Here is a 14,062-nt window from a genome sequence, read left to right as displayed (position 1 = left end):
GTCATACCTTTTCGCTCTCCTTAGCCGCGGGCGCTGAGCGCGCGGGCTTGCGGGTGGTCCTGCGGCGAAGCACACGCATGACCACGGCGGCCAGCATCACGGTCAGGGCGGCGCCGACGATCACCAGGGCGATGCCGGTGTAGCCGGTCGTGCGCACCACCAACCTGCTCGCCGGGCCGTAGGCGTGGCCGTCGGCGGTGAAGAGCTGAACGGTCACGGCCGCGTCGCCGTTGGTGGTGGTCGACATGGGCACCTGGACGGTGCCGCTCTGCCCTGGGCCGATCTTCAGCCGCTTCTGCTTGCTGTAGTCGCCGATCTGCAGGAGCTTCTGCTGGTTGGACGTCACCTCGACGTCGACGACGATCTCCTGGTCGAGGCCGTTGCGCACACTGATCGGCACCGCGCCGCGCTCTCCGGCGAGCTGCCTGGGCACCTCGGGGTCGACGCCGGTGATCCAGACCTGCTTGATGCGCTTGTCGACCGACTCGTCGACCTGCTTGGCGACCCGGGTGGCCATGCCGGTGCGCCCGCGCCAGGCCGACGAGGTCAGGCGCAGCACCGAGGTGGCGAACGGCGAGGGCTCGGCCGCCCGCGTCACCGACGAGGTCAGGACGGAACGGGCCTGGATCTTGGCCACGCCGTCGAGGTACTTCCTGCCGAGCTCGACCTTGCGCTCCTGGTCGGTGTAGCTCAGCGCGGCCCGCGGCACCGACGCCTTGCCCGGCTTGACCGTGCTGAGCGGCGCCGAGGTCAGCCAGGGCAGCTCGGCGGCCGTCTTGAGCAGGGCGCTGACATGGGCCGGATCGGGATTCCAGTACCGCGAGGGCGCGATCACCAGCGAACGCACCTGGGGCACCGGCTGCCGCTCGGCCGCGATCACCGCGGTCTCGGCGATGAAGCGCTGCTTCTGCAGCACGGCCGAGCCCACCACCTTGGCCTCGACCTCAAGGGTACGGCTGAGCGCGATGTCGGCGGTGAGCGCGGTGACCGGGCCCATGACGGTGTCGAGCGTGGCGGCGGCGTCGGGCGTGTAGGTCAGCGGCTGCAGCGGCGCCAGCGCGTCGGGGCTGAGCAGCACGGTGTCGACCTTGCCCACGGCCAGCAGGTCGAGCCCGTCGGCGTCGATCTGGCCACCGACCGGCCACTGCGTCGTGGTGGGCGCGTCACGGCCGAGTGCGGCCCTGGCGGCTGCGGCCCCCTTGGCGAGCGCCTGGGCGGGCAGCGCGTCGAGCCCCTGATGGGCCAGCGCGGTGACATCGGGATCGGCGTAGGGCGAGGCGAACAGCGGCACCCCGGTGAGCGCGGCGCGTACCTCGTCCAGCCAGGCGGTGGCGCTGGCGTCGGCCGGGCGCTTGTCGGTCTTGCCCTTGACGGAGTACGGCCTGGTCATCGCCCTGACGTCGTCGAGCAGGGCGGGATCGACGTACCAGGTGACGTCCTTATGCTTCAGCTTGGCGACCTTCAGCAGGTCGGCCAGCCGGCCGTTGCCGATGAGCGAGGTGCGCAGGGCGTCGTCGACGAAGCTGGCGTCGTCGGACCTGCGTGGCTGGTCGACCATCGGCAGGACGAATGCCACCTTGGTCCGCTGCACCTCGGCGGTCTTCGGCGCATAGGACAGGAACGTGCGCTGGATGGCCAGCTGGTTGCCGAAGGAGTCGACGACCTCGACCGCGAGCGGGTAGGCGCCGAACGCCCACATCTGCAGCTGCGCGGGGGTGAGGGCGAAGGTGAAGGGCACGCTGCCCGACGCCTCGACCAGCGGGACGGGCGTCGTCGTGCTCTCCCAGGCGGCGTCCCAGGGGCCCTGGCCGGCAAGATACCCGGCGATCTGGGTGCGGTCGGTCAGCGGCTGGTTGGAGAAACGCACGCGGATGCGCAGGCTGGACAGCGGGGCCGTCGCGGTGTTGGCGAAGGAACCGGAGATCTTGATCTCGGTGGTGGCCTCACGCGGCGCGTCCGGCGTGATCGACTCGATCGTCAGCCTGGCGCCGGCCCGAGCGACACTGCTCTGGGTGGCGCTGACCTGGGCGGGTGTGCTCGCCGTCGCGGTGCCGGCCGTCGTCGCCACCACCGCGGGGGCGAGCAGCGCGGCGGAGAGGGCGGCGAGCAGCGCGGTCTTCCTGATCACGTGTCTGCCCGGGGCGGAGTACGGCACACGCCCGCAATGGTACGGGCTCAGTGGGGAAGCGCGACCGCCTGGCGGGCACGCCTTGGTCGCGTGATCGTCAGGTCCACGGTCTTTCCTGACACGAGGGTGACCAGGTCGAGGGCGCGCAGGGCGAGTGCGGTGTGCCGCTCCCCGGTGGCCGTGAAAACGATCTCCTCGTCGGCGTGCAGCCGTTCGTCCACGAGGACGGGCAGGTCGTCGGGCAGCAGGAACGGGGCCACCAGCCCGTCGGCGTAGTCGGTCGCCGCATTGACCAGGAAGGCGGGCGCCTGCCGTACCCGGTGGGTGTCGAGGGCGGCGGCGACGGCGGCGGGGCCCGGGCGGGCGGACAGGAGGGAGACGACGGCGACGGCCTCGCGGGATCCGGCCGCGCTGACCTCGAAGACGTCCACGGCCACGCATCGGCCGGGCGGCTCGGCCAGCGCCTGGGGCAGTTGCGCCACGCACGTCATGGGGCGGGGAAGGCGTACGATCTCATGGTGGACCTGGTGGGCGAGGAGCCAGCGGTGGATCGCGAGGGCGTCCTTCATACAAGCGCTCCTTGCCTCGTCGCACGGCCCCCGTCGGTCTTCCGACGGTAACCCGGACCAGGTATGGCTCGGGGGATATGTTCCGGAATCGAAGGACCTACCCAGCTTGTCCGACTCAAATCTGACCCAGAGCCAGCAGCAGGCGGTCACCGACCTGTTCAGGAAGATCGCCCCGGTCGCCGACGAGCTCGGTGACCTGTTCGCCGCCAAGGGCCACGAACTGGCCCTCGTGGGCGGCTCGGTGCGCGACGTCTTCCTCGGCAGGATCGGCAACGACCTCGACCTGACGACGGACGCCAGGCCCGAGCGGGTCCTCGACATCGTCCGCGACTGGGCCGACTCGATCTGGACGATCGGCATCGACTTCGGCACCGTCGGGGTGCGCAAGGGCGGCTGGCTGCTGGAGATCACCACCTACCGCAGCGAGTCCTACGACCCCAAGTCGCGCAAGCCGGAGGTCGTCTACGGCGAGACCCTCGACGCCGACCTGGAGCGCCGCGACTTCGCCGTCAATGCGATGGCCGTACGGCTGCCGGGCCATGAGTTCGTCGACCCCTACGGCGGCATGGCCGATCTGCAGGCCAAGGTGCTGCGCACGCCGGGCACGCCGGAGAGCTCGTTCGACGACGACCCGCTGCGCATGTTGCGCGCCGCGCGTTTCGCCTCGCAGCTCGGCTTCACGGTCGCGCCCGGTGTGCTGGCCGCGATGAGCGCGATGGCCGAGCGGATCGAGATCGTCTCGGCCGAGCGCATCCGCGACGAGCTGGACAAGCTGCTGTGCGGCGCCCATCCGCGCGAGGGCCTGCGCATCCTGGTCGACACCGGGCTCGCCGACCGCGTGCTGCCCGAGCTGCCCAAGCTCAGGCTGGAGATCGACGAGCACCACCGGCACAAGGACGTCTACGAGCACTCGCTGATCGTGCTGGAGCAGGCCATCGCCCAGGAGGAGGACGGCACGCCCGACCGCACCCTGCGCTGGGCCGCGCTCATGCACGACGTCGGCAAGCCCAAGACGCGCAGGCACGAGGCGGCGGGCCGGGTCTCCTTCCACCACCACGAGGTGGTCGGCGCCCAGATGACCAAGAAGCGCATGGCCGAGCTCCGCTTCCCCAAGGACGTCGTGGCCGACGTCTCGCGTCTGGTCGAGTTGCATCTGCGTTTCCACGGCTACGGCACGGGCGAGTGGACCGACAGTGCGGTGCGGCGTTACGTGCGTGACGCCGGGCCGCTGCTCGCGCGTCTGCACAAGCTGACCCGGGCCGACTGCACCACGCGCAACAGGCGTAAGGCGGCCATGCTGTCGGCCACCTACGACCAGCTCGAAGAGCGCATCGCACGGCTGGCCGACGAGGAGGAGCTGGCCAAGATCCGGCCGGAGCTCGACGGCAACGACATCCAGGCCGTCCTGGGCGTCCCGGCGGGCCCGGTGATCGGCAAGGCGTACAAGTTCCTGCTCGACCTGCGCCTGGACCAGGGCGTGCTCGGCAAGGAGGCGGCCACGGAGGCGCTGCTGGCCTGGGCGAAGGAGCTGGGTGTCCTCGACGCCTGACCTGGACGCCGCCCACGTCTGGCACCCCTACGCCGCGCCCGGCGCCCCCGTGCGCGAGGTCGTCTCGGCCTCCGGCGTACGGTTGACGCTGGCCGACGGGAGTGTGCTGGTCGACGGCATGTCGTCGTGGTGGGCGGCCATCCACGGCTACGACCACCCTCGGCTCAACGCCGCCGTCACCGGGCAGCTGTCGCGGATGGCGCACGTGATGTTCGGCGGGCTGACCCACGAGCCCGCCGTGCGCCTGGCGGCCAGGCTGGCCGAGCTGACCGGGCTGGGCAAGGTGTTCCTCGCCGACTCCGGGTCGGTGGCCGTCGAGGTCGCGATCAAGATGGCGATGCAGGCGACGGGCAGGCACCGGCTGCTGACCGTGCGCGGCGGCTACCACGGCGACACGTTCGGCGCGATGGCCGTCTGCGACCCGGTCAACGGCATGCACCATCTGTTCAGCGGCGCGCTGCCCCAGCACGTCTTCGCCGCGAGGCCGCCCGGCGGCTACGGCTGGCATGCCGCATCGGTCGAGGAAGCGGGCGGCGACGACCTGGACACGCTGATCGCGGCGCACGCGGGCGAGCTGGCCGCGGTGATCGTCGAGCCGATCGTCCAGGGCGCCGGAGGCATGCACTTCTACCCGCCCGCCTACCTGCGGCGGCTGCGCGAGCTGACCGCACGGCACGGCGTGCTGCTGATCGCCGACGAGATCGCGACCGGGTTCGGCCGCACCGGCGAGCTGTTCGGCTGCGACCACGCGGGGATCAGGCCCGACATCATGTGCCTGGGCAAGGCGCTGACCGGCGGGTACCTCACGATGGCGGCCACTCTGTGCACCGACGAGGTCGCGGCCGCGATCGGCACCCTCATGCACGGCCCCACGTACATGGGCAACCCGCTGGCCGCGGCGGTCGCCAACGCCGGCCTCGACCTGCTGGCCGAGCGGCCGTGGCGGGCGGAGGTCAAGGGCATCGAGGCGGCGCTCATCGAGGGACTGGCCCCGGCGGCCGGGCACCCGGGCGTCAAGGACGTGCGGGTGCTGGGCGCGATCGGCGTGATCGAGACGCACGAGCCCGTCGACGTGGCGAAGGTGACCGAGATCGCCGTCGGCCACGGCGTGTGGCTGCGGCCCTTCGGGCGGCTCGTCTACACGATGCCGCCCTACATCACCGGACCGGCCGAGCTCGCCATGATCACCCAGGCGATGGTGGCGGCGACGTCAGCCTGAGGCGACGGCACGCTCCCTGATCGCCACCCGATAGAGCACGGCGCCCGCCACATATCCCAGCCCGACGATCAGTACGGCGAGCAGCGACCTGCCGTTGGCGGGCAGGATCGCCACCGAAAGCGCGGCAGCCGCCACGAACACACCGTTGAACAGCATGTCGTAGAGGGAGAAGGCCCGGCCGAGATAGGCGTCCTCGACATCGCGCTGCACGGCGGTGTCGGCGCAGATCTTCACACTCTGCCCGGCCACTCCCAGGACGAACCCCCCCAGGATGACCCCCCACTCGTGGAAGGGCGCCAGCAGGGCCACCGACAGCACACCGGAGGCGGCCAGCATCGCGGGCACCCACCGCTCGATCGTGAAGCGCTCGGTCGCCCACGGCGTCACCAGGACGGCCAGCGCGTAGCCCGCGGCCGACGAGGCGATCACCAGGCTGAGCCCGGCCAGCGCGGCGTCGGCGTCACCCGAGGTGAAGTAGTAGCGGTAGAGGATGATCGACTGGGCGGTGGCCATGCCGTACATGAAGCGGTGGGTGGCCATGGCGCCCATGCCGGCGGCGGCGCGGCGGCGGTGCGCCAGGTGCCTCGCGCCCTCGACCAGGCCGCGTACGACATGGCCGACGGCCTGGCGGGCCTGCGGTCTGGCCGGGTCGAGGTCGGGGCCGAGCAGCGCGCGGTCCATCGTGCGGGCGATGAGCGCGCTCAGCCCGAACACCACGCCCGAGGTGACCAGCAGCAGCGCCACCCCGCTGTCGTCGCCGCCGAACACCGCGCGCAGCAGGAAGCCGACCCCCGCGCCCGCGAACGTCGCCACCGTGCCCGACGTCGGCGTCACCGCGTTGGCCATCATGAGCTTCTCGCGCGGCACCACGTGCGGCAGCGAGGCGCCGAGCGCGGCCAGGAAGAACCTGTTGACGCCGAGCACCGCCAGCGCCGCCACGTAGAACACCTCGTCCGGCTGCCCCGTGCCCACGATGAGCGCGGCCAGCAGCAGCAACGCCCCCCGCACCAGCGGCGCGATCACCAGGATCTGCCGCCGCGACCACCGGTCGATGAACACCCCGACGAAGGGCCCGAGCACGCTGTACGGCAGCAGCAGCACGGCGAAACCGAGCGCCACCTGCAGTGCGCTGGTCTGCTTCTCCGGCGAGAAGAAGGCGAACCCGGCCACCCCGAACTGGAAGATGCCGTCGCTGAACTGCGAGACCAGGCGGGTGCTGAACAGGCGTCTGAAGTTCCGACCTTCGAGGACGGCCCTGAGATCGGCGACGTAAGACACCCGGTCAGCCTAGTCGGCGGGCTACGAAGGCGCGTTCGGGCAGGAGGTTGGTGTGACAGGTGGTAAAGAGGTATCGGTGATCTCGACATGATCACGTAATCTCATTGCGTGACCTCTGATGAACACGTAGTGCTGATCGACGGCGAGGGCCAGGCCATCGGCACTGCGCCCAAGATGTCAGTGCACGGCTCCGACACGCCTCTTCATCTGGCCTTCTCGAGCTATGTCTTCGACGACACCGGGCGCGTGCTGCTGACCCGCCGCGCCTCCCACAAAATCACCTGGCCGGACGTCTGGACCAACAGCTGCTGCGGGCACCCGTTGCCCGGCGAGCGGCTCGACCTGGCGGTGCTGCGCAGGCTGGGCTACGAGCTCGGGCTGCGGGTCGAGCGGGCCGATCTGATGCTGCCGCGTTTCGCCTACCGTGCCGTCATGGGCAACGGCATCGTGGAGAACGAGCTGTGCCCGGTCTACCGGGTGGTCGTCTCCGGGCCCGTCGCGCCCAATCCGCTGGAGGTGCGCGAGGTGCACTGGATGCCGTGGAAGGAGTTCACCGACGGGGTCATGAGCGATCTGCTGGCCATCTCGCCCTGGTGCCGCGAGCAGGTGCCGCTGCTGGACGAGCTGGGCGCCGATCCGCTGGGCTGGGAGCCCGCTCCCGACTCCGAGCTGCCGCCCGCCGCCCGCTAGACGCACGCGGCCGGGCGACGTCGCGTCGCCCGGCCGGAGTCCTGCTGGAGCATGCGTGATGGACGGAGCCCGGCCGGAGTCCACGCGGTGGCCCGGCCTGTGCTTCGCCGTACTTCGTGGGGGTTAGCGGTCCACCTCGCCGCGGATGAACTTCTCGACGTACTCCCTGGCCTCGTCGTCGGAGTGCTGGACGGGCGGGGACTTCATGAAGTACGACGAGGCCGACAGGATCGGGCCGCCGATGCCGCGGTCCTTGGCGATCTTGGCGGCGCGCACGGCGTCGATGATGATGCCGGCGGAGTTGGGGGAGTCCCAGACCTCCAGCTTGTACTCCAGGTTGAGCGGGGTGTCGCCGAACGAGCGGCCCTCAAGGCGGACATAGGCCCACTTGCGGTCGTCGAGCCACGGCACGTGGTCCGAAGGGCCGATGTGCACATCGCCCTTGCCCATCTCGCGCGGGATCTGCGAGGTGACCGACTGGGTCTTGGAGATCTTCTTGGACTGCAGGCGCTTGCGCTCCAGCATGTTCATGAAGTCCATGTTGCCGCCGAAGTTGAGCTGGTACGTGCGCAGCAGCTCGACGCCGCGGTCCTCGAACAGCTTGGCCATGACGCGGTGCGTGATGGTGGCGCCGACCTGCGACTTGATGTCGTCGCCGACGATCGGGACACCGGCCTCGGTGAACTTCTCGGCCCACTCGGGGTCGGAGGCGATGAAGACCGGCAGCGCGTTGACGAAGGCGACCTTGGCGTCGATCGCGCACTGCGCGTAGAAGCGGTCGGCGTCCTCCGAACCCACGGGCAGGTAGGAGACCAGGACGTCGACCTGCTTGTCCTTGAGCACCTGGACGACGTCGACGGGGACCTCGTCGGACTCCTCGACCATCTCGCGGTAGAACTCGCCGAGACCGTCGTAGGTGTGACCCCGCTGCACGATCACGCCGGACGGCGGCACGTCGCAGATCTTGATCGTGTTGTTCTCCGAGGCGACGATGGCCTCGGACAGGTCGCGCCCGACCTTCTTGGCGTCGACGTCGAAGGCCGCGACGAACTCCACGTCGCCGACGTGGTACTCGCCGAACTTGACGTGCATCAGGCCCGGCACACGCACGTCCGGGTCTGCGTCCTTGTAGTAGTGCACGCCCTGGACCAGCGACGACGCGCAGTTGCCGACACCGACAATGGCAACGCGAACCGAACCCATCGCACTCGCTCCCTTACTCATCAGGTGATGTTCTATCCTTCGCGGGCTCGTTGGCCCGTCGTTCCGTGGCGATCAGCTCGTTCAGCCAGCGCACTTCGCGCTCGACCGATTCCAGCCCGTGGCGCTGCAGTTCCAGCGTGTAGGCGTCGAGCTTCTCTCTCGTCCTTGCCAGTGCGGTGCGGACGCCGTCGAGGCGCTCTTCGAGACGGCTGCGGCGCCCTTCGAGGATGCGCAGGCGCACCTCGGCCTCGGTGTGCCTGAAGAAAGCGAAGTGCACACCGAAGCTCTCGTCCTCCCATGCGGAAGGCCCGGCCTGCGTCAGCAGGTCCTGGAGCCGCTCCTTGCCCTCGGCGGTCAGCTTGTAGACGATCTTCGACCGGCCGCCGACCAGAGTGGGCGGCGTCGGCTGCTCCTCCACGATGAGCCCTGCCGTGAGCAGGGAGCGCAGGCAGGGATAGAGCGAGCCGTAGGAGATGGCGCGGAGCATGCCGAGCAGGGAATTGAGACGTTTGCGCAGCTCATACCCATGAAGCGGAGTCTCGTGGAGCGACCCGAGGACGGCGAGTTCCAGGACGTTGCTCTTCGCTGCAGCCATGGTCCCCCGCCTCCCTCTCAGGTCGATGTATCGAGCCGATACATCTTGAGGATACGTCGCTCCGCTATATGTACGCAATTAATGACTTTCCCAAGAGGTTGGGAGCAATCGGTAAAAAGCCGTAGTCTGACGCTCATGTGGTCACAGCGCGGGGTGGTGGACTACGGACTGGCGAAGCGGGCCGCAGTGCGCTCGCTGCGATCCGGTCATGCCTCCACGCGTGAGGCCTGTGACGCACAGCGGTACCTCCTTCGCGCCGCCAAGCACTTCGGAGAGGCGACGAGGCGCCTCTGCCCGGTATGCGAGAGGGAGAACGTCACCAACGTGACCTATGTCTACGGGGATTCCCTAGGACGTCATGCCGGTCGGGCAAAGGCCGCGTCAGAGCTCGCCGCGATGGCCCATGATTACGAGGAGTTCCGGGTCCATGTCGTCGAGGTCTGTCAGGGTTGTTCGTGGAACCACCTGACGGTCTCGTTCGTCCTTGGCAACGGACCACCCGACCTCGTCGGCAACCCGTGAACCGAGGGCGGTGCCCCACGCCCGCCCGCGCCACCCGATGACGATGCGAGGACGTGTGAGTAACAGCAGCAATGGCTCCGAGCAAGCCGGACGCCCCGAGCGCCCTGGGCGTCGGCGTCGCTCTGGCTCAGGACGTTCCGTCCCCCCACCACAGGCGCCGCAAACCTGGGGTGAGCCGACGGCCCAGCAGCCTGCCTCCCCCTACAACGCGCCTTCTCCCTACGCCGCGCCCGGCCCGCAGCCGCGCCAGGGCGGCTACGCCGACTCGGCCTACGCGCCCGACGGCTACCAGGGCTCCACATACGGCTCGGCGCGCCGGCCCAGCGGTCCTCAGGGGCGCAGGCCCGAGGCCGCCTACGAGGACACCGGCACGATGGCGATCCAGTCGGGTCCCGCGCCGGTGACGCGCTCGGCCATGGAGGGCGCCCAGGCCCCCGACCCCCAGCACAGCACCCAGCGCCTCGACCGGCCGCCAGGCGGCCGGGGCTCGTCCGTTTCCTCCGGCGCGTCGGGCGCGTCCGGCGCATCCGGTGCGTCCGGCTCGTTCGGGGAAGAAGCGCCGACGTCCGGTGGGCGGAGCGGTCGTGGCAGGCGTGGTGCGCCTCCTCCCCGCGGCCCGCGTGAGAGCGCACGCGCCTCCGACGACGGCGGGGACGACGACGGCGGCGGCAGGCGGCGCGGCTGGAAGCGGTTCGTGCCGAGCTGGAAGATCGTCTTGGTCGGCTTCGTGGTCCTCACCGCGGGCGGCTTCGGCATGATCGCCGTGGCCTACGCCAACACGCCCATCCCCGAGACCACCCAGAACGAGGCGGTGGCCCAGGGCAGCGTCATCTACTACAGCGACGGCAAGACGAAGATCGCCGAGCTGGGCACCAAGCGCAGGATCGTCGAGTTCAAGGACATCCCGAAGCACGTCCAGGACGCGGTGATCACCGCAGAGGACCGTAGCTTCTGGGACAACTCCGGCATCGACTTCAAGGGCCTCGGCCGTTCGGTCTATATGACGGTCACCGGCCAGCAGATCCAGGGCGCCTCGACCATCACCCAGCAGATGTCGCGCAACTACTACGAGGGCCTGTCCAAGGACGTCTCGATCAGCCGCAAGGTCAAGGAGATCTTCGTCTCGGTCAAGCTGTCCAAGGAGAAGGACAAGGACTGGATCCTCGCCAACTACCTCAACACCATTTACTTCGGCCGCGGCGCCTACGGCATCGAGGCGGCGGCGCAGGCCTACTTCGGCCCCAAGAAGCACGTCACCAACCTGACCGTGCCCGAGGCCGCCTACCTCGCCGGCCGTATCCAGAACCCGGGCACGTTCGACAAGGCCGAGGCGAACAAGAACTTCGCTCCCACCAAGGAGCGCTACGACTACGTCATGCGTGAGCTGACGAAGATCCCCGAGTACGCCAAGTTCGTGGGCGCGCCCTTCGAGAAGCTCAAGTTCGCCCCGACCAAGAGCCGTGACAAGTACCAGGGCCTGCGCGGCTACATGCTCAATATCGTCGAGCTCGAACTGGCCAAGCGCGGCATCAGCGAGGCCGACCTCAACAGCCGCGGCCTCAAGGTGATCACCACCTTCAACCGCGACCTGATGCTCGCCGCCAAGAAGGCCGTCAACGGCAGAACCGCCCAGTACGGCAAGCAGGTGCACACCAGCCTCGCAGCCGTGAACCCGAAGAACGGCCGGGTCGTCGCCTTCTACAGCGGTGACGACTACCTCAAGGACTTCAACAACCGCGCCTTCCACGCGGCCAAGCAGGCCGCATCGGCGTTCAAGCCCTACGTGCTGGCCGCCTGGCTGGAGAAGGGCTGGTCGCTCAACAGCTACATCGAGGGCAAGAAGACCTACGAGGCGCCGGGCACCAAGCCGATCAGCAACGCGGGCATGCAGCCCTTCGGTGCGATCAACCTCGTCAAGGCCACCGCGAGCTCCGTCAACACGGTCTTCGTGCAGATGGGGGAGAAGGTCGGCCTCGAAGAGGTGGCCAGGATCGCCAAGGAGGCGGGAGTCGGCGAGCAGGCCTCGCGCGACCTCGGCAAGAACTCGGTCGACTGGGCGATCGACGAGCACAAGTACGCCGTCACGATCGGCTCGGCCACCGTCACCGCCGTCGAGCAGGCGGCCGGGTACTCCATCTTCGCCAACGCCGGCAAGCACACCGACTGGCACACCGTCATCTCCGTCAAGGAGTTCGACGGCCTCGAGGTGCTGCCCGAGCAGAAGATCGAGCGCCAGGTGATCAGCGAGGAGGCCGCCGCCGACGCCACGTTCGCCATGCAGGCCGTGGTCAAGGGCGGCACCGGCGGCGCGGCCAACTTCGGCCGTCCCGTCGCCGGCAAGACCGGCACGAACAACGACTCCAAGGACGCCTGGTTCGTCGGCTTCACCCCGCAGCTGTCCACGGCGGTCGGCATGTACAAGGAAGTCGCCTACAACAAGGACGGCACCAAGCCGCTGAAGTACAACAAGGCGGGCACGCTGGCCATCCTCGAGAAGGACCCCAAGTACCCGGTCCTGTGGAAGGAGGAGTCGCTGCCCGGCGAGATCGGCGGTGGCGGCAAGCCGACCGAGGTCTGGCACGACTTCATGGCGGCGGCCATGGCCAACAAGGACGTCGAGCAGTTCCCGGCCAAGGCCGACGCGGGCACGCCCGAGAACCTCGCGCCGAAGCCGACCCCGTCGCCCACCGCGACCGACAGCGTCGACCCGACCACGCCGTACGACCCGAGCGATCCGTTCGACGACGACGGCACCATCGACGACGGCATTCCCGACGACGACGGCGAGTGCCAGCCGCTGCTGGAGAACTGCGACCCGGCGCAGGAGCCCACCGAGACCGACCAGCTCGGCGACATCCCCGCCGGTGGGCCGGGCTCGGGCGGGGCCTCCGTCCCGGCTCCCGACGCCACGAAGCGCGACGAGCGATGACCGGGCTCGACCACCGGCGCGCGCTGCGCGTCCAGGTCTACCTGCCCCTGGCCCTGCTGGCCTGGCTGGGGGCGGTGCTGGCCTATCTGTGGAAGTGGCCGTGCCGGTTCGGCGGAGCGTGGAACAGCGGCACCGCCCAGTTCACCAACTTCTGCTACACCGACATCTATCCGCTGTACTTCGACCGCAGGCTCAACGAGGGCATGATCCCGTACTTCGCGGACGTGCCCTACGACAAGCAGGTCGAGTACCCGGTGGTGCTCGGCGAGGTGATGAACTTCATCTCGTGGGTGACCAGGACGTTCGGCCTGCCGCCCGAGAGCTTCTACGACCTGACCGTCGTGCTGATGGCACTCTCGCTGATCGCCGGTGTGGTGCTCATGGGCATGCTGGCCGGTCCCGGGCGCAGGTGGGACGCGCTCTGGTACGCGCTGGCCCCCGGGGTCATCCTGGCCGCCTACATCAACTGGGACCTGGTGGCGGGCGCGCTGTCGCTCGGCATGTTGCTGGCCTGGTCGCGTGGTCGCCACATCTGGGCCGGTTTGCTGCTCGGGCTGGCGATCGCGACGAAGTTCTATCCGCTGATGTTCGTCGGGGCGCTGTTCCTGCTGACCGTCCGTACGGCCAAGTGGCGGGCCTTCGGCGTCACGATGGCGGCCACCGTCATCGCCTGGGTCGCGGTGAACCTGCCGGTGATGATCGGCGCGTTCGAGGGCTGGAGCCGTTTCTACGTCTTCAGTCAGGAGCGCGGCGCCGACTGGGGGTCGCTCTGGTTCTTCTTCCAGGTCAAGCAGGTGCCGATCCTGGGTGACGCCGAGCAGCTCAGCTTCCTCGGCGTGGCCGTGCTCGCGCTGCTGTGCCTGGGGATCGCGTTGCTGACGTGGCTGGCGCCCAGGCGGCCGAGGCTGGTGCAGCTGATGTTCCTGGCCCTGGCCGCGTTCATGCTGACCAACAAGGTGTGGTCGCCGCAGTTCGTGCTGTGGCTGGTGCCGTTCGCGGTGCTGGCCAGGCCGAACTGGAAGGCGCTGGCGCTGTGGCAGGCCGCGGAGGTGTGGTACTTCTTCGCGATCTGGCTCTATCTGGTCGGCATCTCGGAGGAGACCAAGCATCTGGGGATCGGCGACGGGGCCTACTTCGCCGCCGTGTGGGCGCGGGCGCTGACCGTGCTGCTGCTCATGGCACTCGTCGTACGCGACATCCTCAAGCCGGACAAGGACGTCGTGCGCAAGGGCGGGGCCGACGATCCTTCGGGCGGTGTGTTCGCCGACGCGCCCGACCGGTTGCCGCTGAAGATGCTCAACCGGACCGAGCCCGTCGCCAAGACCGACGACGAGCCGCTGCCTGCTCCCGCGGTCTAGCTTCATCCTTCATCGGAAAAGC

11 protein-coding genes are annotated in these 14,062 nt (G+C 69.3%); 6 read left to right on the top strand and 5 right to left on the bottom strand.

Going from position 1 to position 14,062, the window contains the following annotated elements; translation table 11 throughout:
* Position 1: 1 nt before the first annotated feature.
* Both ACTWNK_RS42460 and ACTWNK_RS42455 read right to left on the bottom strand, forming a co-directional pair.
* Positions 2-2,155, bottom strand: coding sequence for a DUF6049 family protein (locus tag ACTWNK_RS42460; protein WP_474310788.1), 2,154 nt, complete (start codon positions 2,153-2,155; stop codon positions 2-4).
* A 20-nt stretch (positions 2,156-2,175) separates the two neighbouring features.
* Positions 2,176-2,697 carry an aminoacyl-tRNA deacylase gene (locus ACTWNK_RS42455; protein ID WP_474310787.1) on the bottom strand — a complete coding sequence of 174 codons (522 nt, stop codon included), beginning with the start codon at positions 2,695-2,697 and terminating at the stop codon, positions 2,176-2,178.
* A 106-nt stretch (positions 2,698-2,803) separates the two neighbouring features.
* On the opposite strand from ACTWNK_RS42455, the gene ACTWNK_RS42450 reads away from it, so the two are divergent.
* Both ACTWNK_RS42450 and ACTWNK_RS42445 read left to right on the top strand, forming a co-directional pair.
* Positions 2,804-4,246, top strand: a complete 1,443-nt coding sequence (locus ACTWNK_RS42450) for a CCA tRNA nucleotidyltransferase (RefSeq protein ID WP_474310786.1) — start codon at positions 2,804-2,806, stop codon at positions 4,244-4,246.
* Positions 4,230-5,465: an adenosylmethionine--8-amino-7-oxononanoate transaminase gene (locus ACTWNK_RS42445; protein ID WP_474310784.1), complete on the top strand. Its 1,236-nt coding sequence runs from the start codon at positions 4,230-4,232 to the stop codon at positions 5,463-5,465. Before ACTWNK_RS42450 ends, ACTWNK_RS42445 begins: the two co-directional genes overlap by 17 nt.
* Here the strand turns inward: ACTWNK_RS42445 and ACTWNK_RS42440 are convergent.
* On the bottom strand, positions 5,457-6,743 hold the full coding sequence (locus ACTWNK_RS42440; RefSeq protein WP_474310782.1) for an MFS transporter: 1,287 nt from the start codon (positions 6,741-6,743) through the stop codon (positions 5,457-5,459). The two genes, ACTWNK_RS42445 and ACTWNK_RS42440, sit on opposite strands and share 9 nt — an antisense overlap.
* Positions 6,744-6,851: 108 nt before the next feature.
* Between ACTWNK_RS42440 and idi the strand changes: the two genes are divergently transcribed.
* Positions 6,852-7,433, top strand: coding sequence for an isopentenyl-diphosphate Delta-isomerase (gene idi / locus ACTWNK_RS42435; RefSeq protein WP_474310781.1), 582 nt, complete (start codon positions 6,852-6,854; stop codon positions 7,431-7,433).
* A gap of 123 nt (positions 7,434-7,556) precedes the next feature.
* Here the strand turns inward: idi and ACTWNK_RS42430 are convergent, their stop codons facing one another.
* Together ACTWNK_RS42430 and ACTWNK_RS42425 are read right to left on the bottom strand one after the other, a co-directional pair.
* Positions 7,557-8,636 carry an inositol-3-phosphate synthase gene (locus ACTWNK_RS42430; protein ID WP_474310779.1) on the bottom strand — a complete coding sequence of 360 codons (1,080 nt, stop codon included), beginning with the start codon at positions 8,634-8,636 and terminating at the stop codon, positions 7,557-7,559.
* A gap of 13 nt (positions 8,637-8,649) precedes the next feature.
* The gene (locus ACTWNK_RS42425) at positions 8,650-9,231 is read right to left on the bottom strand and encodes a PadR family transcriptional regulator (protein WP_474310776.1); all 582 of its coding nucleotides are present in this window, start codon (positions 9,229-9,231) and stop codon (positions 8,650-8,652) included.
* A 135-nt stretch (positions 9,232-9,366) separates the two neighbouring features.
* Here ACTWNK_RS42425 and ACTWNK_RS42420 point away from each other — a divergent pair, with 135 nt between their 5' ends.
* The 3 genes from ACTWNK_RS42420 to ACTWNK_RS42410 are packed head-to-tail and all read left to right on the top strand — an operon-like array spanning position 9,367 to position 14,040.
* Positions 9,367-9,753 carry a DUF5318 family protein gene (locus ACTWNK_RS42420; RefSeq protein ID WP_474310775.1) on the top strand — a complete coding sequence of 129 codons (387 nt, stop codon included), beginning with the start codon at positions 9,367-9,369 and terminating at the stop codon, positions 9,751-9,753.
* Between the two features lie 55 nt (positions 9,754-9,808).
* Positions 9,809-12,682, top strand: a complete 2,874-nt coding sequence (locus ACTWNK_RS42415; protein ID WP_474310773.1) for a transglycosylase domain-containing protein — start codon at positions 9,809-9,811, stop codon at positions 12,680-12,682.
* The gene (locus tag ACTWNK_RS42410) at positions 12,679-14,040 is read left to right on the top strand and encodes a glycosyltransferase family 87 protein (RefSeq protein WP_474310772.1); all 1,362 of its coding nucleotides are present in this window, start codon (positions 12,679-12,681) and stop codon (positions 14,038-14,040) included. Before ACTWNK_RS42415 ends, ACTWNK_RS42410 begins: the two co-directional genes overlap by 4 nt.
* Positions 14,041-14,062 lie beyond the last annotated feature (22 nt).

Source organism: Nonomuraea sp. IBHARD001 (assembly GCF_056106265.1).
The sequence above is the reverse complement of the archived record's forward strand: the minus strand, read 5'-3'. Positions and strand labels throughout refer to the sequence as shown.